The sequence below is a fragment of the Vibrio sp. 11986-1-5 genome (genome assembly GCF_963878025.1).
In the GTDB taxonomy this organism is placed as follows: Bacteria; Pseudomonadota; Gammaproteobacteria; order Enterobacterales; family Vibrionaceae; genus Vibrio; species Vibrio injensis.
This window is the reverse complement of sequence record NZ_CAWNVW010000033.1, coordinates 336,880-363,001: the sequence shown is the minus strand read 5'-3', so window position 1 is coordinate 363,001 and position 26,122 is coordinate 336,880. Positions and strand designations below refer to the sequence as shown.

Annotated in this window: 21 protein-coding genes and 1 tRNA gene; 12 read left to right on the top strand and 10 right to left on the bottom strand. The window is 42.9% G+C overall.

The features are described from left to right. Nucleotides 1–236: 236 nt before the first annotated feature. The 4 genes from clcA (at nt 237) to AACS00_RS09460 (ending at nt 6,641) form a co-directional block, all read left to right on the top strand. The gene (clcA, locus tag AACS00_RS09475; RefSeq protein ID WP_110167223.1) at nt 237–1,631 is read left to right on the top strand and encodes a H(+)/Cl(-) exchange transporter ClcA; all 1,395 of its coding nucleotides are present in this window, start codon (nt 237–239) and stop codon (nt 1,629–1,631) included. Nucleotides 1,632–1,751: 120 nt separating this feature from the next. Continuing rightward, on the top strand, nt 1,752–2,708 hold the full coding sequence (locus AACS00_RS09470) for a TDT family transporter (protein WP_110167222.1): 957 nt from the start codon (nt 1,752–1,754) through the stop codon (nt 2,706–2,708). 146 nt (nt 2,709–2,854) lie between these two features. After that, nucleotides 2,855–3,805 carry a tripartite tricarboxylate transporter substrate binding protein gene (locus AACS00_RS09465; protein ID WP_110167221.1) on the top strand — a complete coding sequence of 317 codons (951 nt, stop codon included), beginning with the start codon at nt 2,855–2,857 and terminating at the stop codon, nt 3,803–3,805. Between the two features lie 73 nt (nt 3,806–3,878). Continuing rightward, nucleotides 3,879–6,641: an EAL domain-containing protein gene (locus AACS00_RS09460; protein ID WP_110167220.1), complete on the top strand. Its 2,763-nt coding sequence runs from the start codon at nt 3,879–3,881 to the stop codon at nt 6,639–6,641. Nucleotides 6,642–6,822: 181 nt separating this feature from the next. Here the strand turns inward: AACS00_RS09460 and AACS00_RS09455 are convergent. Next, a tRNA-Gly gene (locus AACS00_RS09455) sits at nt 6,823–6,897 on the bottom strand. A 397-nt stretch (nt 6,898–7,294) separates the two neighbouring features. On the opposite strand from AACS00_RS09455, the gene AACS00_RS09450 reads away from it, so the two are divergent. Then, nucleotides 7,295–8,527, top strand: coding sequence for an L-lactate MFS transporter (locus AACS00_RS09450; RefSeq protein WP_072671127.1), 1,233 nt, complete (start codon nt 7,295–7,297; stop codon nt 8,525–8,527). A 75-nt stretch (nt 8,528–8,602) separates the two neighbouring features. On the opposite strand, the gene AACS00_RS09445 is transcribed toward AACS00_RS09450, so the two are convergent. Continuing rightward, a complete protein-coding gene (locus tag AACS00_RS09445) occupies nt 8,603–9,040 on the bottom strand; it encodes a TM2 domain-containing protein (protein ID WP_072671126.1) in 438 nt (145 codons plus the stop codon). 118 nt (nt 9,041–9,158) lie between these two features. Between AACS00_RS09445 and AACS00_RS09440 the strand changes: the two genes are divergently transcribed. Further along, nucleotides 9,159–9,347 (top strand): hypothetical protein, encoded by a 189-nt coding sequence (locus AACS00_RS09440; RefSeq protein ID WP_004396488.1) that lies wholly within the window; start codon nt 9,159–9,161, stop codon nt 9,345–9,347. A gap of 39 nt (nt 9,348–9,386) precedes the next feature. Here AACS00_RS09440 and AACS00_RS09435 read toward each other — a convergent pair whose 3' ends face one another. Beyond that, a complete protein-coding gene (locus AACS00_RS09435; RefSeq protein WP_110167219.1) occupies nt 9,387–9,890 on the bottom strand; it encodes an RNA-binding S4 domain-containing protein in 504 nt (167 codons plus the stop codon). Nucleotides 9,891–10,016: 126 nt separating this feature from the next. Beyond that, nucleotides 10,017–10,544: an NUDIX hydrolase gene (locus tag AACS00_RS09430; RefSeq protein ID WP_072671124.1), complete on the bottom strand. Its 528-nt coding sequence runs from the start codon at nt 10,542–10,544 to the stop codon at nt 10,017–10,019. Between the two features lie 170 nt (nt 10,545–10,714). Between AACS00_RS09430 and AACS00_RS09425 the strand changes: the two genes are divergently transcribed. Further along, on the top strand, nt 10,715–11,503 hold the full coding sequence (locus AACS00_RS09425) for a siderophore-interacting protein (protein WP_072671123.1): 789 nt from the start codon (nt 10,715–10,717) through the stop codon (nt 11,501–11,503). 81 nt (nt 11,504–11,584) lie between these two features. On the opposite strand, the gene phnR is transcribed toward AACS00_RS09425, so the two are convergent. After that, on the bottom strand, nt 11,585–12,304 hold the full coding sequence (gene phnR, locus AACS00_RS09420) for a phosphonate utilization transcriptional regulator PhnR (protein WP_110167218.1): 720 nt from the start codon (nt 12,302–12,304) through the stop codon (nt 11,585–11,587). Nucleotides 12,305–12,544: 240 nt separating this feature from the next. Between phnR and rnk the strand changes: the two genes are divergently transcribed. After that, a complete protein-coding gene (gene rnk / locus AACS00_RS09415; RefSeq protein WP_072671121.1) occupies nt 12,545–12,955 on the top strand; it encodes a nucleoside diphosphate kinase regulator in 411 nt (136 codons plus the stop codon). A 53-nt stretch (nt 12,956–13,008) separates the two neighbouring features. On the opposite strand, the gene yjjG is transcribed toward rnk, so the two are convergent. Next, a complete protein-coding gene (gene yjjG, locus AACS00_RS09410) occupies nt 13,009–13,683 on the bottom strand; it encodes a pyrimidine 5'-nucleotidase (protein WP_110167217.1) in 675 nt (224 codons plus the stop codon). 94 nt (nt 13,684–13,777) lie between these two features. On the opposite strand from yjjG, the gene elbB reads away from it, so the two are divergent. Together elbB and cqsA are read left to right on the top strand one after the other, a co-directional pair. Continuing rightward, on the top strand, nt 13,778–14,428 hold the full coding sequence (gene elbB, locus AACS00_RS09405; RefSeq protein ID WP_110167216.1) for an isoprenoid biosynthesis glyoxalase ElbB: 651 nt from the start codon (nt 13,778–13,780) through the stop codon (nt 14,426–14,428). A gap of 455 nt (nt 14,429–14,883) precedes the next feature. After that, entirely contained in the window at nt 14,884–16,065 is a 1,182-nt protein-coding gene (gene cqsA / locus AACS00_RS09400) for an alpha-hydroxyketone-type quorum-sensing autoinducer synthase (protein WP_110167215.1), read from the top strand. A 139-nt stretch (nt 16,066–16,204) separates the two neighbouring features. Here cqsA and AACS00_RS09395 read toward each other — a convergent pair whose 3' ends face one another. The 4 genes from AACS00_RS09395 to cra form a co-directional block, all read right to left on the bottom strand. Further along, entirely contained in the window at nt 16,205–18,253 is a 2,049-nt protein-coding gene (locus AACS00_RS09395) for an ATP-binding response regulator (protein ID WP_072671117.1), read from the bottom strand. A gap of 53 nt (nt 18,254–18,306) precedes the next feature. Further along, nucleotides 18,307–21,351: an AAA family ATPase gene (locus AACS00_RS09390; RefSeq protein WP_110167214.1), complete on the bottom strand. Its 3,045-nt coding sequence runs from the start codon at nt 21,349–21,351 to the stop codon at nt 18,307–18,309. 3 nt (nt 21,352–21,354) lie between these two features. Beyond that, on the bottom strand, nt 21,355–22,497 hold the full coding sequence (locus tag AACS00_RS09385; RefSeq protein WP_110167213.1) for an exonuclease SbcCD subunit D: 1,143 nt from the start codon (nt 22,495–22,497) through the stop codon (nt 21,355–21,357). Between the two features lie 74 nt (nt 22,498–22,571). After that, nucleotides 22,572–23,552: a catabolite repressor/activator gene (gene cra, locus AACS00_RS09380; RefSeq protein ID WP_110167212.1), complete on the bottom strand. Its 981-nt coding sequence runs from the start codon at nt 23,550–23,552 to the stop codon at nt 22,572–22,574. 440 nt (nt 23,553–23,992) lie between these two features. Between cra and fruB the strand changes: the two genes are divergently transcribed. Continuing rightward, entirely contained in the window at nt 23,993–25,141 is a 1,149-nt protein-coding gene (fruB, locus tag AACS00_RS09375; RefSeq protein WP_110167211.1) for a fused PTS fructose transporter subunit IIA/HPr protein, read from the top strand. Nucleotides 25,142–25,151: 10 nt separating this feature from the next. Beyond that, nucleotides 25,152–26,078, top strand: coding sequence for a 1-phosphofructokinase (pfkB, locus tag AACS00_RS09370; protein ID WP_072671112.1), 927 nt, complete (start codon nt 25,152–25,154; stop codon nt 26,076–26,078). Nucleotides 26,079–26,122 lie beyond the last annotated feature (44 nt).

Genomic DNA, 26,122 nt, shown 5'->3' with positions numbered 1-26,122 from the left:
GTTGAAATACTCTGTTCGCCTTACGCTTTAACTATCGCTCATTTTTAGAAAAACACCATTTTTTTCTTAGCTATTTTTGAGTTTAAATACGACTTTGCGATCTTATCCCAAAAATCATTATTACCTATAACACAAGAGCTATTTTTCCAATTCAATATTTCATTTTTAAAGCTATAGTTAAAAGATTCGCCAAGTATAATTTACATTTTGTCACATATTATAAGGCTATTGTATACATGCTTATCCGCGAGAAATTCTCTCATCGATTGCTCCATAAAATACCTAAAGATAACTTTAGCCAATTTCTTGCCAACGATAAGCTTTCATTACCCATCCTATTTTTATCGATGATAGTCGGAATATTTGCAGGCCTGATCGCTACTTATTTCGAACTTGCCGTGCATTTCGTCTCAGAGTCACGCACCGAATGGTTAGTGGGCTCGATTACTTCACTGGTTCCTCTTTGGTTAGCCGCTTTTTTGATCAGTGCAGGTCTAGCCTTAATCGGCTACTACCTCGTTCATCGATTCGCACCTGAAGCCGCAGGCTCTGGTATACCAGAAATTGAAGGAGCAATGGATAATATTCGCCCAGTTCGCTGGTGGCGCGTTTTACCGGTTAAATTTATTGGCGGTATGGGCGCGCTTGGCTCAGGTATGGTGTTGGGAAGAGAAGGTCCAACCGTACAAATGGGCGGTGCCGTTGGTCGAATGGTATCTGATGTTTTTCGAGTAAAAAACGATGATACTCGACACTCTTTGCTTGCCGCTGGTGCTGCTGGCGGTCTTGCCGCTGCGTTTAATGCCCCTCTTGCGGGTATTATGTTTGTTTTGGAAGAAATGCGCCCACAATTTCGCTACAGTTTCATTTCCGTACGTAGTGTGATCATTGCAGCCGTGTCAGCCAATATTGTGTACCGAGTCATTAATGGCCAACAAGCGGTCATCACTTTGCCACAATATTCGACCCCTGAACTTTCTGCACTCGGTTTTTTCCTATTGCTTGGCGCATTATTTGGCCTTTTTGGAGTCGCGTTCAATCGGCTGATCACCCTTAGTCAAGACGCTTTTATACGCCTTCATCATAATATCCGCCATCGTTATCTACTCACAGGGTCATTACTTGGCGGTTGCTTTGGGTTAACTCTCCTCTATATCCCAGACCTAACCGGAGGAGGAATTAGCTTAATCCCTTCAGTGGCTATGGGAGAATATACCACTGGCGTCTTACTGTTATTATTTTTAGGGAGAATCATAACCACCCTACTCTGCTTTGGCTCTGGCGCTCCCGGTGGCATTTTTGCTCCCATGTTGGCATTAGGGACACTGTTTGGCTACGCCTTTGGTTTAATCGTTCAAAGCTGGTTTCCAGAACTCAATATCGAACCCGGAATGTTTGCAATCGCAGGCATGGGAGCACTGTTTGCTGCTACGGTTAGAGCACCGATCACTGGTATTTTATTAGTGATTGAAATGACTAATAATTATTATTTAATCTTACCTTTGATCATTACCAGTCTCGGTGCAGTCATTTTTGCTCAGCTTTTAGGTGGTAAACCTATTTATAGTCAACTTCTACATAGAACGATAAAAAAAGAAAAACTGCGCCAACAAGAGCTGCCCAAAAGCTAATATCGGTAAATGTGATCATTTTGTGACTCTTATCCCGTGATTGATTACCCATGTAACGCATAAACTTGCTAGAATCGCCGCTGTTTTTATGGCTGGTTATGCGTTTCAATGGAGTGAACATTGCACTGGAAAAGATTACTACACGTACAAAGCGTACCGGCTTCGCAAGCCGCTCTAGCCTTGGGCGTTATCGGCTTAGGCCAAGCATGGACACTTTACTCACCCACTTGGGGCTCTCTTTTCCATCCTTATTTTGCGCTGTTTGGTAGTTTATTATTACTGCCCGTTTTAGCTAAATATCTCACCAGCTATTCATCTTTTATTAATGATCTCCGCCATCCTTTACATGGCAGTTTAATGGCTCCGATGAGTATGGCGTTGCTGATTTTATGTGATTATTTAGCGGTCATTTCTCCATCTATTGCCTATCCGATCTGGGCTCTCGCTCTATTGCTACACATCACCATGATGGTGCTATTTTTCCGTTTTCAACTGCTGAATTTTAAAATATCCAATATTGTCCCCAGTTGGTTTCTCTATCCAGTAGGGCTGATCAGCAGCTCTCTTGCTGGGACACAGTTTGGTCATACTGTTTTCTCTGAAACGCTGGTTAGTCTCTGTATTGCTATCTATTTTGTGATGTTACCCGTCGTGCTCTATCGCTTAGTCTTTGAAGGCATGCTGCCCAGACGCGCGCGGCCAACCTTAGCGATTATGGCTGCACCCATTAACCTCACTCTCGCCACCTATCTGGTCAATTTTGCAACTCCCGACCCCATCCTCACGGGAGCCTTAGCAGGAATCGCTATTACCATGACCCTGTTAATTTATCTCTGTTATTTCAGACTATTGCGCTTAGCCTTTCAACCATCCATTGCGGCACTTACCTTTCCTTCGGTGATCAGCGCTATTGCTATGCACCGTTTAACCGATTATTTTTCAGAGTCTTATCCACACTGGTATTGGTTACATTTATTTGGTTTATTTGAACTGCTTGTCGCGACGGGGTTGGTCGCTTGGGTTATTTGCGGGTACTGGAAAATGTATTGGCCTTCCTCATTAGATAGAGTAAGTTAAACCATCACCAAACAACGTTAGCATGCCATACAGCAAAATTAGCCGACTGGGTGAGTCATTGGTTATTTATCATCATCGCTTGCCATAGACAGAACCATAAACCACTCCTAAACTTAGAATAATTCAACCAGATAGGTAGCATGATAATGAGACAAACCAAACGATTAACTCAGTTATTATGGTTATTATTGCTATCGGTATTCACACTACCTGCGTTCACTCAATCTAATTTTCCTAGTCAGCCACTGACTATGTTGATCGGTTTTAATCCTGGAGGAAGTACGGATATTCAAGGCCAAGTCCTTGCGAAAGTACTTTCCGAAAAACTCGGCCAACCAGTGAATATCATTTATCACCCTGGCGCGGGCGGTGCTTCTGCTGCTGCAATGCTGGCCAATAGCCGCGATCAAGGCTACACCTTTCAATTTGGTCTTTCTCTGCCTTATACATTTGCACCGTTAGCGACACCGGCTTCTTACCAACTCAACAGTTTTCGATATGTAGCAGGCATTACTCTGGATCAAATTGCTTTAGTCACCGGCCCCAATACTCCATTTGCTACGTGGGCTGAGTTTATTAACTATGCCAAAGCCAATCCCGGGTTGGTTTATGCTTCACAAAACATTCAAGATCGATTCGTAATCAATCGAATCATGCGACGAGAGGGTATTATATTACGTGTTATGCCCACCACCGGAGGGGCGGGTATGGCGCCATTAATTCTTTCTGGGGATGCCGACCTTGCCTTTAGTGGCGGTACACACAGCGCTTATACTGACTCAGGACTGATGCGTGTGCTGGCAAGTTTAGCCGATGAGAGACTGGTTCATTATCCAGAGGTACCCAACTTAAGAGAACTGGGTTATGACGTCAGTATGCATGCGATCCGTGTGATTGCCGTGCCAGCGAATACCCCTGACGACCAAGTTGACATTTTAAGTAAAGCGCTGCAATCAGCGATTCAAGACGCTCGATTTAAACAAGTCACAGAAGAGACAATAAAAATGCCCATTATATTTATGGATGAACCAGCATTAATTGAATTATTCAACGCCCAAGTAAAAGAATATAAGCAATTAATCTCAGAGTCTCGTTGAACATTTTTATAACACTGATTGAAATACACTAATCAGAATCATAGAATAATAAGATTCGAGGAGAGACACATTAATGTCACCGAGCTCAGAGATAGGAAAAAAAAGCAAAAGAAACAGGTGGGAACTCAAATTCACTACCCGAATTACTTTGCTTTTTGGTTTTCTGAGTCTGTTTGCTCTGCTCGTTTCGATGTTTTATTCAATCCGCACAGCAGAAGTCAGTTTACATTCAGAAATTAAAAACAGTTTAGAACAACGACAAAGAACCGTACAAAGCTTAATAGAAAATCGCCTAGACTTATTAGAGGTTTATTTACACACGACGGCGTCTAATCAAGTGTTCACTTCATTAACTGGTGAAAGCTTTGAGTTTAATAATATTGCTGAGGATATGATCTATATGTTTCAAGATTCAGCATTAGGGGCCAACCTTGATATCTTCTTTTTAACCGACGCTTCTGGCTCCGTTTTGATGGATGCAGGACTTCCTTTATACAATATTACACCGATATTAACCTCCCTACGCTCCCCATTACACTATACGAGTGAATGGACATTAGTACACAGTCCAAATTTAACTGCTTTACTCAAAGCGACTCCAATTTTTGACCCAGCGAGTATCCAATTACGCGGTTATATGTTTATTGGCTTGGCGATTGGACAAAACCGTAGCTTTATTCAGACGCTCGCGGAACGGGCCGATTTAGATGCTCTGTCTATTCATTATCAGCAGGCAAGACTTATTCAATATAGTCCAAGTATCACGCTTCCAGCACGTTCGAGTGAAGAGGCTGCTTCATCACAAATGCGTGTCTACGAAAATCTATATCTATTAAATTCGCCTCTGAATATTCAAAATAAAGTCTATCCCTTAAGCTTAAAAATGGGGATTGATAAGCAACGATTTCGTTCTGTTTCTGAACATTATTGGCAAACTTTCGTCTTATTATCTGGCGGATTTTTACTATTACTGACCTTTGCCGCTTGGCTTTTACATTTGAGTCATAGTCGAGCGATAAGCCAATTGACTAACTATATCCAAGGCGTTCAACAGGGACTAAGAGTACGATTCTCTCCTACTGGGGTCTATGAATACAATCAAGTCGGAGAGGCCATGCAGCATATGGTAGAGAATCTAAAAATTGCTGCGACCGTATTTGAATCCGCCGAAGGTATGGTGGTAACCGATGAGAAAAAATATATCCTCAGAGTTAACCAAGCATTTACTGACATCACTGGTTATCAAGCGAAGGATGTACTAGGTCACCATATTAAAGTCATTCGTTCGGGTCGTCATAATCAAGAGTTTTATGACAATCTTGAACTACAATTACAAACCCAAGGTTCATGGCAGGGTGAAATATTAAATAAGCGAAAAAATGGTGAAGAATATCTACAATGGACGATGATCACCGCCGTGATGAGTGATAACGATAATGAGATTATTAATTATGTTATCACGTTAATTGATATTACCCAACGCAACGCTGCCGAAAGTAAAATAAAGCAATTGGCTTTCTACGACCAATTAACTGGCTTACCTAATCGTCAGTTATTAATGGAGCGTTTAGAATCCGCCAGACTCAATAGCCAAAGAAGTAGACAATATGGTGCAATTTTATATTTAGACTTAGATGATTTTAAAACTCTGAATGATACTCGCGGCCATGATACTGGGGATAAATTTTTAACCTTAGTCAGCCAACGATTGCTTAATTGTGTACGTAGAACAGATACCGTAGCTCGAATCGGTGGTGATGAATTTGTCATTATTCTTGAACAATTGGATACCAATTCAGACATTGCATCTCAACGCGCCGACTCATTGTGCAATAAGATCTTAGATACACTATCTAAACCTTATTACATTGATAACATTGAACATTTTAGCACATTAAGTATTGGTGTTACTCTGTTTCTCGGAGAGAATAAAGGCATTGATGAATTACTCAAACACGCCGACTTGGCCATGTATCAAGCCAAAGGAGCGGGGCGTAATACGCATCGATTCTTTAATCCAGAAATGCAAGCCAAAGTGTTAGAGCATGCTGCGATGGCCAATGATATTCGCCATGCTTTAACTCGTAATGAATTTACTTTGTATTATCAGCCACAAGTCACCCATGATGGTACGCTTACTGGCGCTGAAGCCCTCATTCGCTGGCAACATCCTAAGCAAGGAACGATTTCACCAATGGAGTTTATTCCTATTGCTGAAGAAACTGGATTAATTCTTCCCTTAGGTGAATGGGTATTGGATCAAGCTTGCCAAGTACTGGCTGTATGGCAAAACTCACCCTTAACTGAACCATTAGTTTTAGCCATTAATATTAGTGCCAAGCAATTTCATCAAACTGGTTTTGTCCAACAGGTTCTAGATGCATTGAAACGTTATGGAACAAACCCCCATCGTCTTAAACTTGAACTAACAGAAAGTATGCTTCATCAAGATCTTGAAGATACCATCACAAAAATGTCGCAACTGAAAAAGCACGGTGTCAGCTTTTCCCTCGATGATTTTGGAACCGGCTACTCATCACTCAACTACTTAAAACGATTGCCTTTAGATCAACTTAAAATAGATAAATCTTTTGTGCGAGATTTATTAACTAATACTCATGATGCAGATATTGCTCGTACCATTGTTTCACTAGCGAAAAGTATGAATTTATCAGTTATTGCTGAAGGGGTCGAAACACAAGAGCAAAGACTCGCTCTCGCCAGTTATGGCTGCTTAGACTTCCAAGGCTATCTATTCTCTCGCCCCGTTCCTATCGAAGCTTTTCCATTTAATTATCCCGACGCTACGACCACAGCAATAGGCGAAATGAAATAAGTCACAATAGACTTGTATGATAAAGACACTCTTTATTACGACGAAAATGCAATGAGTTTCAACAATAATCTAAGGACTGCTTTGTAAATAAAACGGTGATGATAAAGGAAACGACTATCTGCTGGACAAAAGACAAAAAAACAGCGCATTTTGCGCTTTATTGGGTGATTTTAACTATGATTGGAGCGTGCGGCGGGAATCGAACCCGCATCATCAGCTTGGAAGGCTGAGGTAATAGCCATTATACGACGCACGCTTTGTTTGGTCTGGCTTGCTTACGTGGTGTATATTGCCATAGTTATGAGAAAAGAAAAGCCTTTTTTAATAATTTCTGTTTGTTTGCTTGTAAAATAAACAAACTAATATCAATGGGTTAAGTTTTAATCTTACCAGGCCAAATGATAGGCATTTTCCCTCCCATAATGTCGATCTTGTTCGTCTCACCCCCCCCCATATCATCACCCAAATCAATGGTCCGCACTTCTACTCAAGCGGCATCAATAATTTTCACCAATCAAATGTGAAAAGTGATTCCAATCACACCGATATTGGTTATAATCCGCGCGTTTTGTGATTTGTGTTGATAATTGCAAACTAATTTTTAACTAATGCCGTTGGCATTTTCCTGAACTGACCTTTGAGTATCCCAACTAATGAGCAAGATTGATAAAGCGCTACGTATTCTTCTAGCTGGTTTTTGTATCAACCTTTGTCTTGGCATCCTATATGCTTGGAGCGTATTTAATAAAGCGCTCGTTAATGATTTTGGCTGGAGTGCAGCCGATGCCTCTTCCCCTTATGCCCTTGCAACCATTGCTTTCTCAGTTTCATTGCTGATCGCGGGTGTCCTACAAGATAAAATGGGACCACGTAACATTCTTATTCTTGGCACCTCACTAACTGGTTTAGGCATGATTGCTTCTGGATTCGTTTCCTCCGTAGCCATGCTTAATATTACTTTTGGCATCATCACTGGTGCTGGTATCGGCTTTGGTTATGCTTGCCTTTCTCCTTCTGCGATGAAGTGGTTTCACCCTTCAAAGAAGGGAATGGTTAATGGACTCATTGCCGCAGGTTTTGGTTTAGCCGCTATTTATCTTGCTCCTTTAACCTCAACACTGATCACTCATTATGGTATTCAAACTAGCTTCATTTTACTCGGTATCGGCGTGTTGGTTATCGCCGTGCCGTTGGCATGCACTATCAATAATCCGCCAAGTGGCTATGTACCCGCTGAACCTGTATTAAAAGCGGGACAACAAGCCAAAAAAGTGTCTGCTAATAATGATATGACTTGGCGAGCCATGCTAAGAACCCCACAATTTTACGCTTTATGGATCATGTATGCCCTAGCCGCATCGGTTGGCTTAATGGTTATTGGCAATATAACCAATATCGCCAGCGTACAAGCAAGCTTACCTAATGCCGTTTATCTTGCCTCTATTTTAGCGATTTTCAACTCAGGTGGGCGCATTGCTGCGGGTGTATTGTCAGACAAAATCGGCGGCGTAAAGACTTTACTGATTGCCTTTTTACTGCAAGGAGCCAATATGATGTTGTTTGCTCAATTTGACTCTGAATGGACACTGATTATCGGTACAGCCATCGCCGCTGTCGGTTACGGTACTCTACTTGCCGTATTTCCATCGATCACGGCTGAATTTTATGGCTTAAAAAATTACGGCACTAACTACGGTGTTCTCTATACGTCATGGGGCATCGGTGGCGCAATTGGCGCGGCGGTGGTTGGCTATTCCATGACACATGGCGGTGGTTACCAGCTCGCTTACAGTATCTCAGCGGCAATGATGGCTCTGTGTATTGTACTGGCCTTAGTGACCAAACCCGTGACTCGTCCAGAGGTTTTAGAGTTGAAAACTGCTTAATCTCACGGTTCAACACTTCCTTATAAAAAAACGCGCCGCTTTAAAAAGCAGCGCGTTTTTATTTCTCCAAATACTCTAAAACCAAGGTTTACGGCTCAAAATATAAGTCTGCTCAAACTCTTCATCGGATCTCGTCACGTAAATAAGAAACTCTACAAAAGCGATAATGCCAATGATCGCCGAAGGTATACCCAGTAACAAAAAGCCTAAGAGAAAAGCAAACAACATGATCAATCCTTGTTTGGTATACCCTAAATAGAACTTATGTACCCCTAACGAGCCGAAGAAAAATGCCAGTAAAGCGGCAACAATTTTCTTCGATGACTTACTGCTCGGTAGCGGATAAATCGCGGTGGCTTGACCATCCTGAACAAAAAAATCAACCGTAAGACCAATTTTTGGCCCCTGTTCGCCTTTCCACTCGTATATAGTCAATGGATATCGGTTACCATCCTCACCGGAAATAAGCCCAGTGCGGTCGAACTGATTGAAATCAATAACAGTGCCTTTCATTTTTTACTTATACCTCAGATAATGAATGTTGCCATCTCTGCACATTCACCAAACAGGGTATATACTAACCATGAATGGCCAGTAACTCCCAACTCACGTAGATAACCGGAGGTGTGAGATGAACATTAGAGATAACATCGATGCTTTAGAGCAACAAATTTACGTTGCGTGTTCAGAAGGTGATTTTCAAACCGTCAACCACCTTGAAAAACAGTTAGAGCAACTTCGAGGCAAAATGGAACACCCTTTCGATGAAGATCCTTACGCACTCGAAGGAAGAACGTTTATTGATGATGATTGGCGATAAATAATGCAAGGGAGCCGCTGGCTCCCTTGCCACATCGCACTAAAAAAAGCGGATCCGACTGCGTCCGCTCTCGTGGTCACATTGCTCATCAACGGTAACCACATCAGCCGCTTTATGAGTTGTCTTATTTTTACTGTTACTTTTAGCCTTCTTCTGGTTAGATTGGCGGCTTGAGCTTTGAGATAGTTTAGATTGTGATTTTTTTGCTTTAGGGGCCGAGGAGGTTGATTTTTTCTTGGTTGGTGCTTTTTCTGCACTTAATGGGCGTTCAATCGGCTCTGTCACCGGCGCATCACAAATCACTAGATAATATTCTTGATTGAACTCAATCAAGTCTCCATCGTACAATTTACGACGTTTACGAGCTTCTAGCTCACCGTTAACGACAACGTAGCCTTCAGCGATGACATGCTTCGCTTCTCCCCCCCCGCTAACTGCATTAGCCAGCTTGAGCACCTTATATAATTCAATCGGCTGATTATCAACTTCTACACCAATCGCTTCAATTTCCACTTCTTGTTGGTCGTCAACACTTTGACTCATGATCATTTCTCATTCAATATTTCGCGCTAGTGTATACCGAATACACTCACAGACAAGACCAGAAACAAGGCTTGTCATACCTACTAAGCCAACAACATTGTCGATTAGGCGGTATCATGACTTATTTTAGGGTTTCATCGCCATTTCTTTAGCGACTAAACGTAATAAAAAGGTCTCTCTTTCAATGCTCATACCCTTTTTATCACTACAAGCCATCGTCTGCTCGTTATGAGCAATTGCTTGATGGATATTCACCCACATCGGCTGCATGCCATTTTTTATTTCATAATCTTCGAAACGAGTATCACCTAACTGACGATCCACTTTGCAGGAATAGCAGTAGGAAATCATATGCATCACATCTGCATCATCGCGATACCAGGGGCGAAATTCTTCATAAATACCATAGGGTTGAATATGATGAATATGATTTGCCCCCGTCTCTTCTTCCAGCTCACGCACGAGCCCTTGAATAATATCTTCATGCTCATCAATACCACCACCGGGCAGGGTGTAATCATGATAACGCTGAGTGTAGAGCAGTAAAATATCATCGCCATCGAGAACGATCGCACGAGCAGCCTTGCGTTGGACAATAGTATATTGACTGAGTTCAGCCACCTCAGGATGAATAGAGGTATGTAAATGCTTCATAAACGACCTTTTTATTTCTTAAGGATGGATTTTATCATGATCCTCAACACGGCGTGAGACTTGCACTGGTTTTTTATGCTTAGATATAAACGACAACGATTATCATTGCCGAATGATTCATTTACCGCTAAGGTAATAGAGAAAATAACCCCCTACTTTGATGAATGTATATGGCAAATCAAGAAAAACAACGTGACTTCTATCTGGTGACTGTGGCCGAGACTCAGCGCCTTTCTCCCAATATTCAACGTATCGTGCTGCAAGGCGATACCATCGCCCATTTTGGTGAGCAAAGTATTGGCGGCTACTTTAAACTGATTTTCACCCCACAAGGTGATCCTGATCTCTCGCGATTGATGCCAAACGAGCGACCAATTTTACGTACTTATACCATTCGTGAATTTAATCCTCAAACCAATCAAATGACTGTCGATTTCGTCCGACATATTACCGAGGATCTGTCCTGTGGCTTTGCCGCTCGCTGGGCAGAAAACGCAAAAGTGGGAGATGAAATATTCATCGCCGGACCAGGTAAAAGCCAGGGCCCAAATTGGGCAGCCGATTGGGTCTGTTTAGCTGCAGATATGACGGCACTACCCGCGCTGGCAACAACACTCGCGAGCTTAGACTCACAGGCTCAAGGCTATGCCGTGATTGAAATTACTCATCCTGACGATCAACAATCGTTAATCGCGCCACCAGGAGTCAACATCATCTGGGCTCATACTGAGCAAGGAGAAACGCTAGCGCAGACCGTAAAAGCTCAACCTTGGTTAGCAGGACGTTGCACCGTTTGGTGTGCTTGTGAGTTTGAGTCTATGCGCGAGCTTCGCCAATACTTTCGTAATGACAAGCAAGTGGATCGCGATCATATATACATCAGCAGCTATTGGAAGAATGGCGTAACAGAAGATGGGCATAAAGTGATAAAACGAGAAGACGCTGAAGCGAACAGTTAAAACTAACGCCGTTTTCCCCCCACTGGCTTACTGAAACACGACTGGATATTCAACTTATATCCAGTCGTGTTTTTAATATGGTTAATCGTCACTGTGCTTTCTCTGCACCGTCAATAAAGATTCAATCACAATGGCATCATGACGCCAATAACTTACTTCAGCATCAATTAACTCACCTTTTGCATCGTATCTGATTCGTTCGATAACCGTTGCCGGTGTTCCTTGCGTCGTACGTAGAGCTTGTGCCATCTCACCCAACAGTGATCGACTGGTAATACGGTAACGTATCGTCGCACACTCGGTAAAAAAGTGTTGTTGATAGAGCAAAGTCAACGATTGACTTACATCTAAAGTCAGTAAGTTCGGAAAACGTTCTGGATTAACATAATGGGTCACAAAAGCAACCGGCCTTTGCTCTAAACAGCGAACGCGTTCAAGATGATACACTTCTGAAAAAGGCTTGAGCTGCAATAAGTGACTGGCCTGTTGATTGGCTAAGCGACTTTTAGCAGAGAGTAATTGCACCATTGGAACACGTTGCTGAGTTTTTGCTAGCTGTTCAAACGTTAGATTTTGTGTTGGATCATAGCGTAGTGGCAAAGGAGAAATAAACCAACCGCGACGATCTTCTCGATAAATCCGCCCTTCAGCTTCGAGTAAAGAGAGCGCCTCACGCAAAGTTACCCTAGTGGTTGAGAATGATTCAGCCAGCTTACGCTCTGAAGGCAGTTTTTGTCTGGCAGACAACTGACCAGAGCTTATCTGTTCAATGATAATGTCTTTAATCGCTAAATACTGCACGATAATCCTTGATTAAAATGATAGCGCCGATATCTCTCTCGACAACGCCAATGGAAGAGTCCAACCATAGCTGACATGTCGATAGTAGCGCAAAAATGTAAAACTATGGGCATATAGATTGTATTTTCTCTCCATTCGGTTTATGTTCTATATCACAATAGGTGCCAAGCGGTACCACTAAATCAGTTTCTATGCCGCCCTGATACGTTCAGGGCGGTATTTCTTTTTGGAGAAAACAAAATGCCAAACAATAATAACGCGATTATCGTATCGACTCTGGATATGGATCGAATTAGCGCACTGATGGACAAACTACCTAAGTTGTCTCAAGAGTTAGAACGTCTAGAAAATGAACTCGACAGAGCCACCGTGTTAGCGCCTGAAGAGATTCCTGCGGATGTCGTCACCATGAATTCTACTGTGAAATTTAAGTTTCAAGGCAGTGACGATGTGATGCAAAAAACCTTGGTGTACCCTCATGACGTTAAGAGTAACGATGATATTTCAATCTTTGCTCCCGTTGGTAGCGCATTACTTGGGCTTTCTAAAGGCCAGCAACTGACTTGGCCAATGCCAAACGGCGTTGAACGCACCATCGAAATCATCGATATTATCGATCAACCAGAGCGCAACGGCGAGTATAACCGCTAAACGCTTTGACCTGATGCAAAGGTTAACTTTGCATCAGGTTTTGCCTATCTTAGTTACGCCAGCAAAATCGTTTTTAATTCGTGTAATGACGCCACTTCATAATGCGCATTGATACCACTTGGTTTTGGATGTTGATGAGTATTCAACCAGCATGTCTCAAGCCCAAAGTTCAACCCACCTAAAATATCAGAGTGTGGGTTATCCCCCACCATCAATACTTTTTCCTTAGCTGGATGCCCCATCATTTCCATGGCATAGGCGAAGATACCTGCATCCGGTTTAGCAATACCAATCTGTTCTGAAATCACGATATGCTCGAAATAGTGCTTCATACCAGTTTTGGTTAATCGAACATCTTGTAGCTCGGTAAATCCATTCGTGATGATGCCAAGCTTTGCCTTACCACGTAATGCTTCTAATAATTCTCGCGCGCCAGGTAATAAAGTACAAATATCCGCCATCGCGGTCAAAAATGCGCTATTTAATTCAGCTGGCGTGGTATTCAGTTTTGTTGCCCATTGTTCGAATCGCGTGTGCTTTAGCTGTGCTGCCGTAATGTCACCATTTTGATAGTCTACCCATAAAGGCTTGTTAACCTCTTGATATTCAATAAAATCTTGCTCGGTGAAATCCACACCTTTACGGGAGAACATCAACTGCATTCCTTTAAAAGAATCAAAATGGAATAAGGTTTCATCCGCATCAAACAAAATCCAATCGTACTTCATCATTTACTCCTCAAATTTGCTGAGCAAGTGTAGATTGTTTTTAATAAGATGTTAATCTCATATTAGATCCGTTAACTGATTAAGGAGCAGAGTAATGAAAAAGATTGCTGTGATATTAAGTGGATGCGGGGTTTTCGATGGCGCTGAGATTCATGAATCGGTACTTTCCCTCTATGCAATTGAAAAACAAGGTGCGCAATGGGCCTGTTTTGCGCCAAATATTGAGCAGACTCAAGTGGTGAATCACCTCACTGGTGAAATCATGCTTGAAACTCGAAACGTACTGGTCGAGGCAGCAAGATTGACTCGTGGCAAAGTACAAGATGTGGCAGAGCTCAATGTTCAAGATTTTGATGCATTACTGCTCCCAGGTGGATTCGGCGTCGCCAAAAACCTCAGCGATTTTGCCACCAAAGGAGCCAACTGCACGCTCAATGAGCAGGTCGCAAAAGTCTGTCGTGACTTTGCTCAAAGTGGTAAACCCGCCGGTTATTTATGTATCTCGCCTGCACTCATCCCGCTTATTTATCCAACCGGCGTAGAAGGCACCATTGGCAATGACCAACACACAGCAAGTGCATTTAATCAAATGGGTGGAGAGCACGTGAATTGTCCCGTTGATGATTATGTTTACGATCAACGCCATAACGTTCTCTCGACTCCTGCTTACATGCTTGCGGAAAATCTATCGCAAGCTGCAGTCGGCATTGATCGATTAATTAAACGTTTAATCCAATTGGCTTAAAGTAAGGCACGCTTATTCAAAGCCAATAACGTTCAATCTCTACACTTAATATACCGCTGAAAACGTCTGTTTTCGGCGGTTATTTTATTGCTATTCTCACTTTATTTGCGAATGACTTAATCTTATAAGTAGATAACCACTCAGTGATGAATTCTCTCATCCAACAACAACCGTTACCGAGAGTGATTCTAGCTTTCACTACCCTCAGCATAGATAAAAAATGAACATGGTTACACCACTACACCTTCAAATGACAAAAAATAAATAGAGCGATTAAATTGATTACTATTTAATTAGGCTCTCTGAGCCTACGGATCAACAACACATAATAAAGGCACTATAATTGAGTTTGCTAATACGCGCAAAATAATAATATTTCGATAATGACAATATTTTTTTATACGACAATATATCCTTTGTCAGCTGGCGCTTACTTTCAAAAAAGGATATTAACCATGAAATATGGCACCTCAAAAAAACAACTACCTGAGTTTATTCAGCAACGATTAGATGTATTTATTAATGACCTTATTGATAGCAATAATAATGGTAAACACTTAGTTCTTGGCAAGCGTCCAAGCACTAATGATATTATTTTGCAGAGTAATGATTACCTTAGTTTATCTCATCATCCACTCATTAAAGCTCACTTAAAGCAAGCCATCGATGACAGTACTGATAGCGTATTTATGTCAGCGATCTTTTTACAAGATGATGCTGATAAACCTGATCTTGAGCAACAGCTTGCCCAATTTGCTCAATTTGATACGTGTTTACTTTCTCAGTCTGGTTGGAATGCGAATACCGCACTCTTACAAACGATCTGCTCAGCTGACACTAATGTCTATATCGATTTTTTTGCTCATATGTCACTTTGGGAAGGCGCTCGCTATGCCAACGCTCATCTGCATCCTTTTATGCATAATCACTGTGATCATTTAGTGAAACTCATTAAACGCCATGGACCAGGATTGATCGTGGTCGATTCTATTTACAGCACAATTGGTACTGTCGCCCCATTAACGGATTTAGTCGCGATAGCCAAACAGTATGGTTGCGCTATTTTAGTTGATGAGTCTCATTCACTCGGCACTCATGGTCCTAAAGGTGCCGGTTTGCTCGCCGAACTTGGTTTATCATCACAGGTTGATTTTATGACGGTTAGCTTAGCGAAAAGTTTTGCTTATCGAGCTGGCGCAATCTGGGCGAATAATCATGTTGATCGCTGTTTACCTTTTGTCGGTTATCCCGCGATTTTTAGCTCAACCATTCTTCCTTATGAAGTCGCCGCGCTCAGTGCTACCTTATCGGTAATACAATCAGCGGATGATAGAAGGAGACAGCTGTTTCACCACAGTGAGCGATTACGTCAAGGTTTGCTTGATCTTGGTTTTACAATTCGTAGTCAATCGCAAATTATTGCGTTAGAAACAGGTGATGAGCGTAATACCGAAAACGTGCGTGATTTTCTAGAAGAGAATGGCGTATTTGGTGCGGTCTTTTGTCGACCTGCTACAGCAAAAAATAAAAACATTATTCGATTATCATTAAATAGTGCACTAAAAGAATCTGATATTCAAAAAATTCTCTCAGTGTGCGAATCTGCGATAAACAATAAACAACTCTATTTTAAATGATTAACTATTAACTCAAGTAGATTTATAGCATTCTAAATTTATCACTATAGATAAACTCAAGAATTTATATAAAATCAACTTTATTAATATTGAGAAATACTGTGTAAATCACTATAGGATATAGGAGGATTCCTATATCCTATAACCAGTCAGCGACTTTATTTAATAATTTATCCTTATCAGCAGGCTTAACGATGTAATCGTTCATGCCTGCACGATAAAGGCAATTTATTGTTTCTGAGCTGTTATCCCCAGTATAACCAATAATAGGCGTTTTACGATATTCGGCCATTGAGTTTCGGATGATATTGGTCGCCTCTAATCCATCAATGACGGGCATTTCAACATCCATTAAGATTAAATCCATTTTATGTTGTTTTAGTATCTCTAAGGCTTGTTGACCATCGTGAGCTTGATAAACATCATATCCTTGCCTTTCCAATAAAATAGCTGAGAAAGCACGTAAAGAGTCGTTATCATCAACCAGCAGAATACTTCGTTGATAGTTGATCTCTCGTTGTGGAATATTTCCCCGTTCGACTGCAACTTCATCAATCGAAAATAGTAATTTTTCAATAGTTCCAATACTATCTTTTAATAAATGACGTATCTCGATTGGATAAATCGTTAAATAACGAGAAATATTGACCGGATAGCGCTGAGATTGGTCGTAAATATAACATATTCTCGCCTCCGTGAAATGCAACTGACCTTCCAACTGGCTCAATTGATCCCACTGTGTATCAAATGGCGCTAAATCAACGAAGATAAGATCAAATTCAAACTCGTACGCTTCCTTTTGCATCGCTTGATTGAGTGTTAGCGTATGCAAAGTCAAGCCTAAATAAAACGCTTGTTCATTTAAATGTCGACTTAATAAACTCGGTTCACCAATCAATAATATCGATTTAGATTTTACTAACTCATGTTTTATCTGTTTGATGCGTTCAGACTCAACATCGGGAAACTGAAGAGTAAATTGGGTCCATTCACCAAAGACGGAACGACAAACAATTTCACCCCCAAACGAGTGCATGACTTTTCGACAAAAAGGCAGCCCTAATCCATAGCTATTATGTTTACCAAAGGTATAAAAATCCTTAAAAATTTCTTCGAGCCGTTCGGCTTCAATGCCGATGCCATTATCTTTAACGGTAATAACGTTCTGTCCATTAACTCTGTTTAATTCAATATGAATTGAAAAAGCTTCGCTGCTTTGATAGTAAAACGCGTTTTTCAATAAATTGTACAACGCAAATTTGAGTAAGGTATCACTACCAAAAAAGTTAAAATCCTGATGAACAACAAATGAAACCGCCGCTCGATCAACCGCTCGTTTGTAGGCAAAAGAGTGGATAGCATTTTCAACCACCACAGCGGCCGATAACTTGCGAAAAGTCGACGTCGAGACACGGTGCTGATCGATCGATGTTAGCAGTAAATCTATCGTTTCATTACCAGAATGAATCACCTCATCCGCATCATTTAGTATTTCATGCAATTGCTGTAAATCTTGTTGATTAATGATGTAGGTTTGCAAACCTGAATGAGGAGCCGGTACCAGAGAGCGAACAACATCTAGCGAAGATTTGAGCGCACTGAGTGGGTTACGCATTTCGTGTGCAATTCCAGCGCCGAACGATTTTGCTAATGATGCTTTGCTCTCGTGTGAGACCTGATTACGAAAATAGAACAGATTGCCGAATACATAAGTAAAAATAAAAATAGGCACATAAGTCCAAGAAATCATCTGACTAGGGGCGGCATCTACGACAACATAAACCGAGAAGTAGGCCAATAGCACGGCAATAATGGCTTGTGGCAACATTATCTTCGTTTCATGAACTAACAAAATATGCAAGAAAATTGAGGCCATGAAAGACATCGCCCAGACTGTTGACCAGTCGTTCATCAACATCATGAAAGAAAAGAAGAAAGGCAAACAAAAACCTATCGACAGGAGATAGTAATAAGGTAAATAACGCTGTAAAACTTTAGGAAATGAATGGCGAAAAGCAATCCCAGCAAACAACAACGAGCAAAATCCCCGCAGCCAAAATGATTCATAGCCCTGAGGAAAGAGATAAGTCCATACATAGTAGTAAATCGGAAAACCGATGAAGCCCATCCATCCAACTAACGTTAAGTTTGGTTCTGCGTATTGGTATATTTTTTTTACCGCATCCATATGAGTTATCGCTGCCTATGATCCATTGATCAATCCTCTATCCTATCTTTGAACTATACAACAAGTTTAATGCTACTGCCGAGGGTTGAAGTCACGATATCCAAACGTAATGCAATTTGCTCTTTGAGCTCAGCAACGTGAGAAATAATACCAATGCAACGCCCTCCCTGTTGCAAATCCACTAAGGTTTGAATTGCCAAATCTAACGATTCAGGATCTAAGCTGCCAAATCCTTCATCAATAAACAGGGTATCGAGACGAATTCCACCGCTGTAGGCTTGCACCACATCGGATAAACCTAATGCCAATGCTAACGCCGCCATAAAAGATTCTCCGCCCGATAATGTCGCCACATCGCGCCATTTTCCGGTATAGCCATCTTCGACCATTAAATCGAGCCCTGAACCGGCATTACCTTTGGCGCGTTCCTCTTTGCGTTTTAACCAATACCGTCCCTTACTCATGATCTGTAAGCGTTGCGAGGCCTGAATCAAGACATCATCAAGCAGCACACCTAACACAAAGCGATGCAGACTCACTTTAGCGCCTGTGCGTCCATTGGCTATATCACTTAATGTGCCGTAAATTTGATACTCTTTTTCCAATTGCGCATTGTTTTGATACAGCGTGACCAGCTTATCGCTCACTTGACGTAAACCGTCGTAACGTGAACGAACTTCACTGAGCTGCTGCAAGCAAAGCGTAACATACGCTTGTTGCTGTTCTACCGCGGCCTTGAGTTCGGTGAGATTCGGTGGTGTTTGATGGTGTAATACCTTAGCCAAAGCATCCCTCTGCCCTTGAAGCGTCGCTCGACGCTGTTCAAATTGACGAACTTTCTGCTCGATGGATAAACGCGTCTCTTCTGTCAACTTGGCTTGCAAATAATCTTCTAGCGAGGAAAAAGTGCTACCATTAAGCGCCATTTGCCATTCTTGAGCTAAGCGCTGCTCACTTGCCAACCAACGTTTCGCTTGCTGCTCGGCGCTGGTTAAACTTGCTTGAGCGGAAGAAAACCCTTGCTGCGCCTCCGCGAGTTGCGTTCGTGCCTGTAATTCAGCTTGCTGCAAGGCAGTCATTTGTTTTTTCACTCGCCCATAGGCTTCGCGCACTTGTGCGGCATCCGTAAATTCACTAGCAACTTCGGCTTGTAAACTGGCGACTTTAGTTTGTGCTTCAATCTCTGCTTTACTGGCTTGCTCGACTCTATACTGCTGCTGCTCAAGTTGTAACTGAACTTGCTGCAAGGCCACCATCACTTGGCTCAGTTGCTGCTCAAGTGCTTGCGGATTTAACTGCGCTAAGCGCTCAATATCCGCGGCTAAGGTCTGATATTGCTGTTGTAATAAGGTTAATTCTGGCAGAGCTTTGTGCTCAATTTGCTCTGCAAGCTGCTTGAGCTGCTGCTGATAATAATTCAGATTATTCTCAGCGTTTTGGTATTGTTTTAGCTGCTCGGTTTCACTCGCTTGATGATGCTGCTGCGCCTGACGTGCTTGCTGAACTTGCTCTTTACTGACTACTTGACCAGTAAATTGAGCAATATGGGGATGATGCTCACTACCACAAACTGGGCATGGATTGCCTTGTACGAGTTTCTGTGCCAATTCTGCGGCTTGATTACTGTGCCAATAAAATTCCAACTGATCAGCGTGCTGGCTAGCCTGCAACGTTTGCTGCTGCGCCTGCTGATAAGCTTGCCCAGCTTGTTGATGCGCCTGCTGTAACTGATTGATTTGTTCAGTTAAAGCGCGCTGCTTAACACGCAGCTGAATGTGTTCATCTAATTGACTAAGCTGCAATTGCTTGGCTTCTAGACCGCTGCGCTGACTGACTAGCAACTCTAACGCTTGCTGCTGCTGTTGACGCTGATTGTCGAGATCAGTCAGCTGATTTTTCAACTGCTGATGCTGAGTCTGCTCCGCCTTTAACTCCGTAAGTGCTTTACTCTGCTGACGCTGTTGTTGCTCTAACTCCACCCATTTTTTGCCAATACTTTCCAGTTGATACAACTGTTGGTTTAGCGTCTCAATTTGTTGCGCGGCTTGCTCAGCCTGTTGGTGAGCCAACCTTGCGCTAGCCACTTGCTGCTCTGCTTGAGTCACCGCTTGTTGATGGCTTTTTTGCGCTTGCTCCGCCAGCGTCAATTGCTGGCGTGCATCAGATAATTGTTGATAAGGTAAATCGAGCTGCGCCGCTTTTTGGCCTTGTTGCAGTCTTAGTTGCAGTTCATCAATCTCAGTCTGTTGTGCCGTTAATTGTGCTTGTTCGCGAGCCAGTTGCTCTTGCTGACTGAATTTCTCTTGTAACTCTTGCCCCGCGTGCCATTGCTGCTTGAGGACATCAAGCTGCTGTTGAGCCTGTTGGTGGCTTTGCTCATTGTTTTTTAGGGTTGGCTCAATGCTGATCAGTGCTTGCTGCAATTCCTCTTCATTGGCCATGGCAACCACATTCAGCGCCCCTTTTATTTGCTGATCAAATTGTTCTTTTTGACGACTGATCCCAACGGCACGCTCTGAGAGTTCTCGTTCAATTTGCGCATAAATATGGGTTTGAAAAAGCTGACCAAAGATTTGTTCACGCTCTTTTGAGTTCGCTACCAATAATTCTCGAAATTTACCTTGCGGGATCACCATCACTTGGCGAAATTGCTTGACATCTAGGCCAATTAATTCCAATACGGCGGCAGCAACACGCTTCGGACTGTGAGCCAGCAGCTTTTCTTCCTCATGAGCCATCAGTTCAATTAAGCTGGCTGCATGGGATTTTTTAGTGGTACCTTCACCGCGCTGCTTAGCGACCTGCTGATCCGGGCTACGAATGATCTTAAACCGCCGCTGATGCAGTTCAAATACAAACTCTATTTCCGTCAGAACAGAATCCGGCGCATAATCACAGCGCATTTGGTCGCCAGAACGTTCGCTACCCGTGGTTTCACCATACAAGGCATAACATATTGCATCGAGCAGCGAACTTTTCCCCGCCCCAGTTGGACCATTGATTAAAAATAGCGGCGCATGACCAAAAGCGCTGAAATCGACTACTTGCTGGTTGGCAAATGGACCAAAAGCTTGCAGAGTCAAAGTAATTGGACGCATAACTTAATTTGACTCCTGATTTTTCAGTGACTGGATGACTTGACTAATCGCCTGCGTTTGCAATTCCGTTAACGGCTCTTGCTTAGCTTCAAGAAAGAAATCGCGAAACATATCCATCTCACCACGCGCCAAGCGAGCACGCCCCATCGGCTGCTGGCTGTCCATTAGCATGCCCGGTTTCTCTAAATGCAACACATTTGGGTATACTTTACGCAGTTTTTCCATCGGATCTAAAATGGCATGCTTATCCATTAAACGTACTAGCAGATAATCATCTGCATGAGGATCCTGTTGACCTTGGGCCAGTAATGCCTCTAACTCGCCCTCGACAATACGCATATCATGAGGCGCAGTGAGCGGAATCGATTGTGCTGAAACAAAACCCTGTTGATTCAATTCAACCAAAGTCATGCCTTTTTTATGATATTGCTCAGAGAAGCTGTATTTCATCAGTGAGCCACTGTAGCGAATATAGTCTTGACCTTTATATTGTGGCTGATGTAGATGCCCTAGCGCCACGTAATCAAAGGGTAAAAAATGCTGGTGATTCACACAGTCAGCGCCACCAATCGACAGTGGTCGCTCTGAATCAGAAGTACTTGCGCCATCAACAAAGCAATGACTGAGCAAGACATGGCGTTGGCTGGGATTAAACGTGTCGACAATCTGCTGACAAAGAAATTGATGCGCCTGATCATGAGTACTGACCTTATTTTTAAACGCATCACGAACCTGCTCAGGATCGCTATAAGGCATACCATAAAAAGCCACTTCCCCGGCTTGCTCTGAGCTAAGCACCACAGGCTGTAACATTTGCGTAAAGTCACTGATAATATGCAAACCAGACGACTGCATATGTTTTGCCGCAAAACCTAAACGTTTCGCGCCATCATGGTTGCCAGGAATCATGATCACTGGGGTCTGTAATTGCTGACAAATGCGCGTTAACACTTCATCCAATAACTCAATTGCGGCAGTCGGTGGTACAGAACGATCATAAATATCACCGGCGATCAACAAAACATCCACCGGATGATGAGTGATATAATCGATAAGTTGGTTTAAGACCTGCCGTTGGTCATCCAATAAAGAGACATTGTGAAAGTGGCGGCCTAAATGCCAATCGGAAGTGTGTAAAAACTTCATTGCCAGCCTATAAGCAAAGGTTATGTTAAGCCTATGATAACCTTAAGCCATTATAAGATCATCGCTTTCATTGATCAGCGGCGAACTTTTAGCCGACGTGGGATCAGCTCAATGCCATTGGAAAAACGTTTTGCCGAAGCGTTCAAGGCTAATGCCATCGCACTATCCGCGATCAATTCAAACTGCTGGGGTAATGAATTAATTTTAATCGGCAAAAAGTCTAATAATCGATTATCGCCAAAGGTTGCCAGTCTTAGTTTCTCCATTAGTGACGGCTGCTCTAACAACACATCTAATACCCCTTCTAATAAGGTATAAGAAGTCACCACTACGGCATCAGGCACCTGGCCTTGTGCGTACCACTGTGCGAACACTCGCCGTCCGTCCTCGCGATTAAAGTGCTCACCATAACCGAGCATCATGTGCTTATTTGCCTGTTTCAGGGCTGATTCAAAGCCCATTTGCCGCTCTTGGGAGATACTCAATTCAGGCAATGCGCCAATCAAACCAACGCTGGTCACTTCATCACTCAACACCGATTGAGTCAGCTCAAAAGCAGCACTGAAATCCTCACTGACCACGCAAGGGAAATATTCATCATCCAAAGGTCGGTCAATAGCAATCACCGGCGTGCCCGCTTGTTGAACCTGCCAATAAAACTCACTGGCATCTGCCAAGCTACTGGCCACAAATAAAGCATCAATCCGCCGAGAGACGAGAGCGTGGGCAACATTTTTTTCAATTTCTGCATCATCATCAGAACAACCAATTAATATTTGATAGCCCGCTTGGCGTGAATTGTATTCAAGTAATTTAGCTAATTTGGCATAACTGGTGTTTTCTAAATCAGGAATAATCAAACCAAACGAACGACTATTACCCGCCCTTAACGAAGAAGCCGCCAAATCTGGGCGGTAATCGTATTGATCAACAATGGCAATGACTTTTTGCTGAGTCTTTTGGCTAATGCGATATTTGGTCGCTTTACCATTAATCACATAGCTGGCCGTCGTTTTTGACACGCCAGCTAATTTGGCAATTTCATCTAGTGTCATATCCACTACTCGGGTTCTGTGCGTGGGATCATAGAAACAATTTTTTGATCCTTAATTGAGTTGAATTATAAGCTGAATCGATTCAGTATCAAAGCTGAAAGGATTCAGCAAAGGTTTAAATTGGTAGCCAAGTCGAGTTTTTTGGACTAAACCTAATAAAAAGCCACTGATTAGTTAAAGCATAGCGTTTGCTAAATTTTTTTAAACTTAAAGCTGAAACGATTCAGCTTAATCATAAATCACGATAATGCCACTCTATAGCCAAACAACTTGGCGTTGCAGGTAGGCGGCAAGTGGGTGAGTCCCCATGAGCATAGATAGACTCTATGACTGGGGTGAACAAACGTAGCCAACCCCCCTGCAGCTTCAAGTAGGAAGGGTATAAACAGAAAAGTAACTCGCATTATCAGCACAAGCCATTTCTGGCTAAGGGGCCAAACATGTTGCAACTCTCTACGCAAGATATTCGATTAGCGCAGACACCCTCAAACAAACAAGATGCCATTCGTGCTATCGCAGCAGATCTTACCGACAGACAGCTGGTCGAGTCTGGCTATGTTCAAGGTATGCTTAATCGCGAAGCGCAAAATTCAACCTTTTTAGGCGGTGGTATCGCCATCCCCCATGGCACGATTGAAACTCGCGATCTGGTTAAACAGACTGGCGTCACCGTGCATCATTTTGCCAATGGTGTTGATTGGGGGGACGGTAATATTGTGTATGTTGCAATTGGTATTGCAGCCAAATCCGATGAACATTTAGGCATATTAAAGCAACTGACCAAGGTGCTCTCTGCCGATGGCGTTGAAAATCAGCTTAAGCAAGTACAGCAAGCGAGTGATTTAGTCGCACTGCTTAATGGTGAAATACAATTTAGCGCTGATTTTGATCCTGCATTGATTCAACTACTCTTTCCTGCCAGTGACATGCTGCAAATGACAGCGGTCGCGGGTGGTTTACTGAAAAATACTGGCTGTACTGATAGTGCTTTTGTCGCCGATCTGGTCACCAAATCTCCAACGCATTTAGGCCAAGGATTATGGTTAGTCAGTAGTGATAAAAGTGTCACTCGCAGTGCGATGTCATTTGTTTCTACCGCTAATCATTGTGAGTACCAAGGCATTGCTGTCAAAGCCTTGATCGCTATTGCCGCTTGTAATGATGCCCATCGCTCGTTTCTTAACATCATCACCCAGCTTGTCTTCAACCAGCAGCAAGAGCAATTATTACAAGCGGATGCCCATCAATTGGTCGCGTTGTTTTCTCAAGACAACGCCCAAGTCGCTTCAAGCCACCCAGAAACCAACGCCAATGTTGAAACCGCTATCTTTAAAATTACCAATTCACATGGTTTGCATGCTCGCCCTGGAGCTATGCTCGTCGCAGAAGCGAAAAAGTTTCAAGCCAACATCAAGGTGGTCAATTTAGATGGTGATGGTAAAGCAGCTAACGCGAAAAGCTTGATGAAAGTGATCGCCCTCGGAGTGAAACACGGCCACCAACTCCAGTTTAGCGCTGAAGGACCAGATGCCGCTCTTGCCCTTGAATCGATTGGCGCAGCGATTAAATCCGGTCTTGGTGAGCATTAAGGAGCCGATGATGAATATGAAAGTCGTTACCATTACCTTGAATCCAGCACTTGATCTCACTGGCAGTATGGAAAAGCTCCATCTTGGTTCAGTGAGCTTAGTCCAACAAGGTTCATTACATGCGGCAGGTAAAGGGGTCAATGTGGCCAAAGTGCTCAGCGACCTTGGCGCTCAAGTCACGGTGACAGGATTTCTTGGTCAAGATAACCAAGAAATGTTTTGTCAACTCTTCACTGAGATAGGGGCAAACGATCAGTTTATTCGTCTACCTGGAGCGACACGAATTAATGTCAAATTGGTCGAGCAATCTGGCCAAGTCAGCGACATCAATTTCCCCGGCATTCATGTTAATGAACAAGATATTCAACGTTTCGAACAAAGGTTGTTTCAGCTCGCCGAAGATCACCAGTACTTCATTATTGCAGGCAGTTTACCATCCGGCCTTTCACCACAACGCTGCGCCAGCTGGATTGAGCAGTTGGGGTTACTGGGTAAAAAAGTGTTGTTTGACAGTAGCCGCGAGGCCCTAATCGCCGGAGTCGATGCAAAGCCATGGTTAATTAAACCCAATGAAGAAGAACTGGCTCAGTTTGTGGGCTATCCACTGCATAGCCCAGAAGCCTGTCAAGCTGCCGCTCAACAACTGGCCGATAAAGGTATCGCTAATATTGTGGTGTCGATGGGCGCACAAGGCACAATGTGGCTCAATCAAGGTCAATGGCTGCACGCCAAGCCACCTAAAATGCCGGTTGTGAGTACAGTCGGTGCTGGCGATACCTTAGTGGCAGGCCTGTGTTGGGGGCATATGCAAAATATGGATAAACCATCATTGATCACCTTTGCAACCGCGCTATCCGCTCTGGCAGTCACCCAAGTGGGGGTTGGCGTTCCTGATATAGAAAAAGTCACCGCTCTACAAAATGATATCCAATTATAACCACACAACTTAACAAAGTTACTAGGATAAACCATTGATTAGTC

Excerpts from the sequence above, each read along its gene's own strand:
- clcA (WP_110167223.1), top strand. The coding sequence starts at position 237 with ATGCTTATCCGCGAGAAATTCTCTCATCGATTGCTCCATAAAATACCT.
- AACS00_RS09465 (WP_110167221.1), top strand. The coding sequence starts at position 2,855 with ATGAGACAAACCAAACGATTAACTCAGTTATTATGGTTATTATTGCTA.
- AACS00_RS09460 (WP_110167220.1), top strand. The coding sequence starts at position 3,879 with ATGTCACCGAGCTCAGAGATAGGAAAAAAAAGCAAAAGAAACAGGTGG.
- AACS00_RS09450 (WP_072671127.1), top strand. The coding sequence starts at position 7,295 with ATGAGCAAGATTGATAAAGCGCTACGTATTCTTCTAGCTGGTTTTTGT.
- AACS00_RS09445 (WP_072671126.1), bottom strand. The coding sequence starts at position 9,040 with ATGAAAGGCACTGTTATTGATTTCAATCAGTTCGACCGCACTGGGCTT.
- AACS00_RS09440 (WP_004396488.1), top strand. The coding sequence starts at position 9,159 with ATGAACATTAGAGATAACATCGATGCTTTAGAGCAACAAATTTACGTT.
- AACS00_RS09435 (WP_110167219.1), bottom strand. The coding sequence starts at position 9,890 with ATGAGTCAAAGTGTTGACGACCAACAAGAAGTGGAAATTGAAGCGATT.
- AACS00_RS09430 (WP_072671124.1), bottom strand. The coding sequence starts at position 10,544 with ATGAAGCATTTACATACCTCTATTCATCCTGAGGTGGCTGAACTCAGT.
- AACS00_RS09425 (WP_072671123.1), top strand. The coding sequence starts at position 10,715 with ATGGCAAATCAAGAAAAACAACGTGACTTCTATCTGGTGACTGTGGCC.
- rnk (WP_072671121.1), top strand. The coding sequence starts at position 12,545 with ATGCCAAACAATAATAACGCGATTATCGTATCGACTCTGGATATGGAT.
- yjjG (WP_110167217.1), bottom strand. The coding sequence starts at position 13,683 with ATGAAGTACGATTGGATTTTGTTTGATGCGGATGAAACCTTATTCCAT.
- elbB (WP_110167216.1), top strand. The coding sequence starts at position 13,778 with ATGAAAAAGATTGCTGTGATATTAAGTGGATGCGGGGTTTTCGATGGC.
- cqsA (WP_110167215.1), top strand. The coding sequence starts at position 14,884 with ATGAAATATGGCACCTCAAAAAAACAACTACCTGAGTTTATTCAGCAA.
- AACS00_RS09395 (WP_072671117.1), bottom strand. The coding sequence starts at position 18,253 with ATGGATGCGGTAAAAAAAATATACCAATACGCAGAACCAAACTTAACG.
- AACS00_RS09390 (WP_110167214.1), bottom strand. The coding sequence starts at position 21,351 with ATGCGTCCAATTACTTTGACTCTGCAAGCTTTTGGTCCATTTGCCAAC.
- AACS00_RS09385 (WP_110167213.1), bottom strand. The coding sequence starts at position 22,497 with ATGAAGTTTTTACACACTTCCGATTGGCATTTAGGCCGCCACTTTCAC.
- cra (WP_110167212.1), bottom strand. The coding sequence starts at position 23,552 with ATGACACTAGATGAAATTGCCAAATTAGCTGGCGTGTCAAAAACGACG.
- fruB (WP_110167211.1), top strand. The coding sequence starts at position 23,993 with ATGTTGCAACTCTCTACGCAAGATATTCGATTAGCGCAGACACCCTCA.
- pfkB (WP_072671112.1), top strand. The coding sequence starts at position 25,152 with ATGAATATGAAAGTCGTTACCATTACCTTGAATCCAGCACTTGATCTC.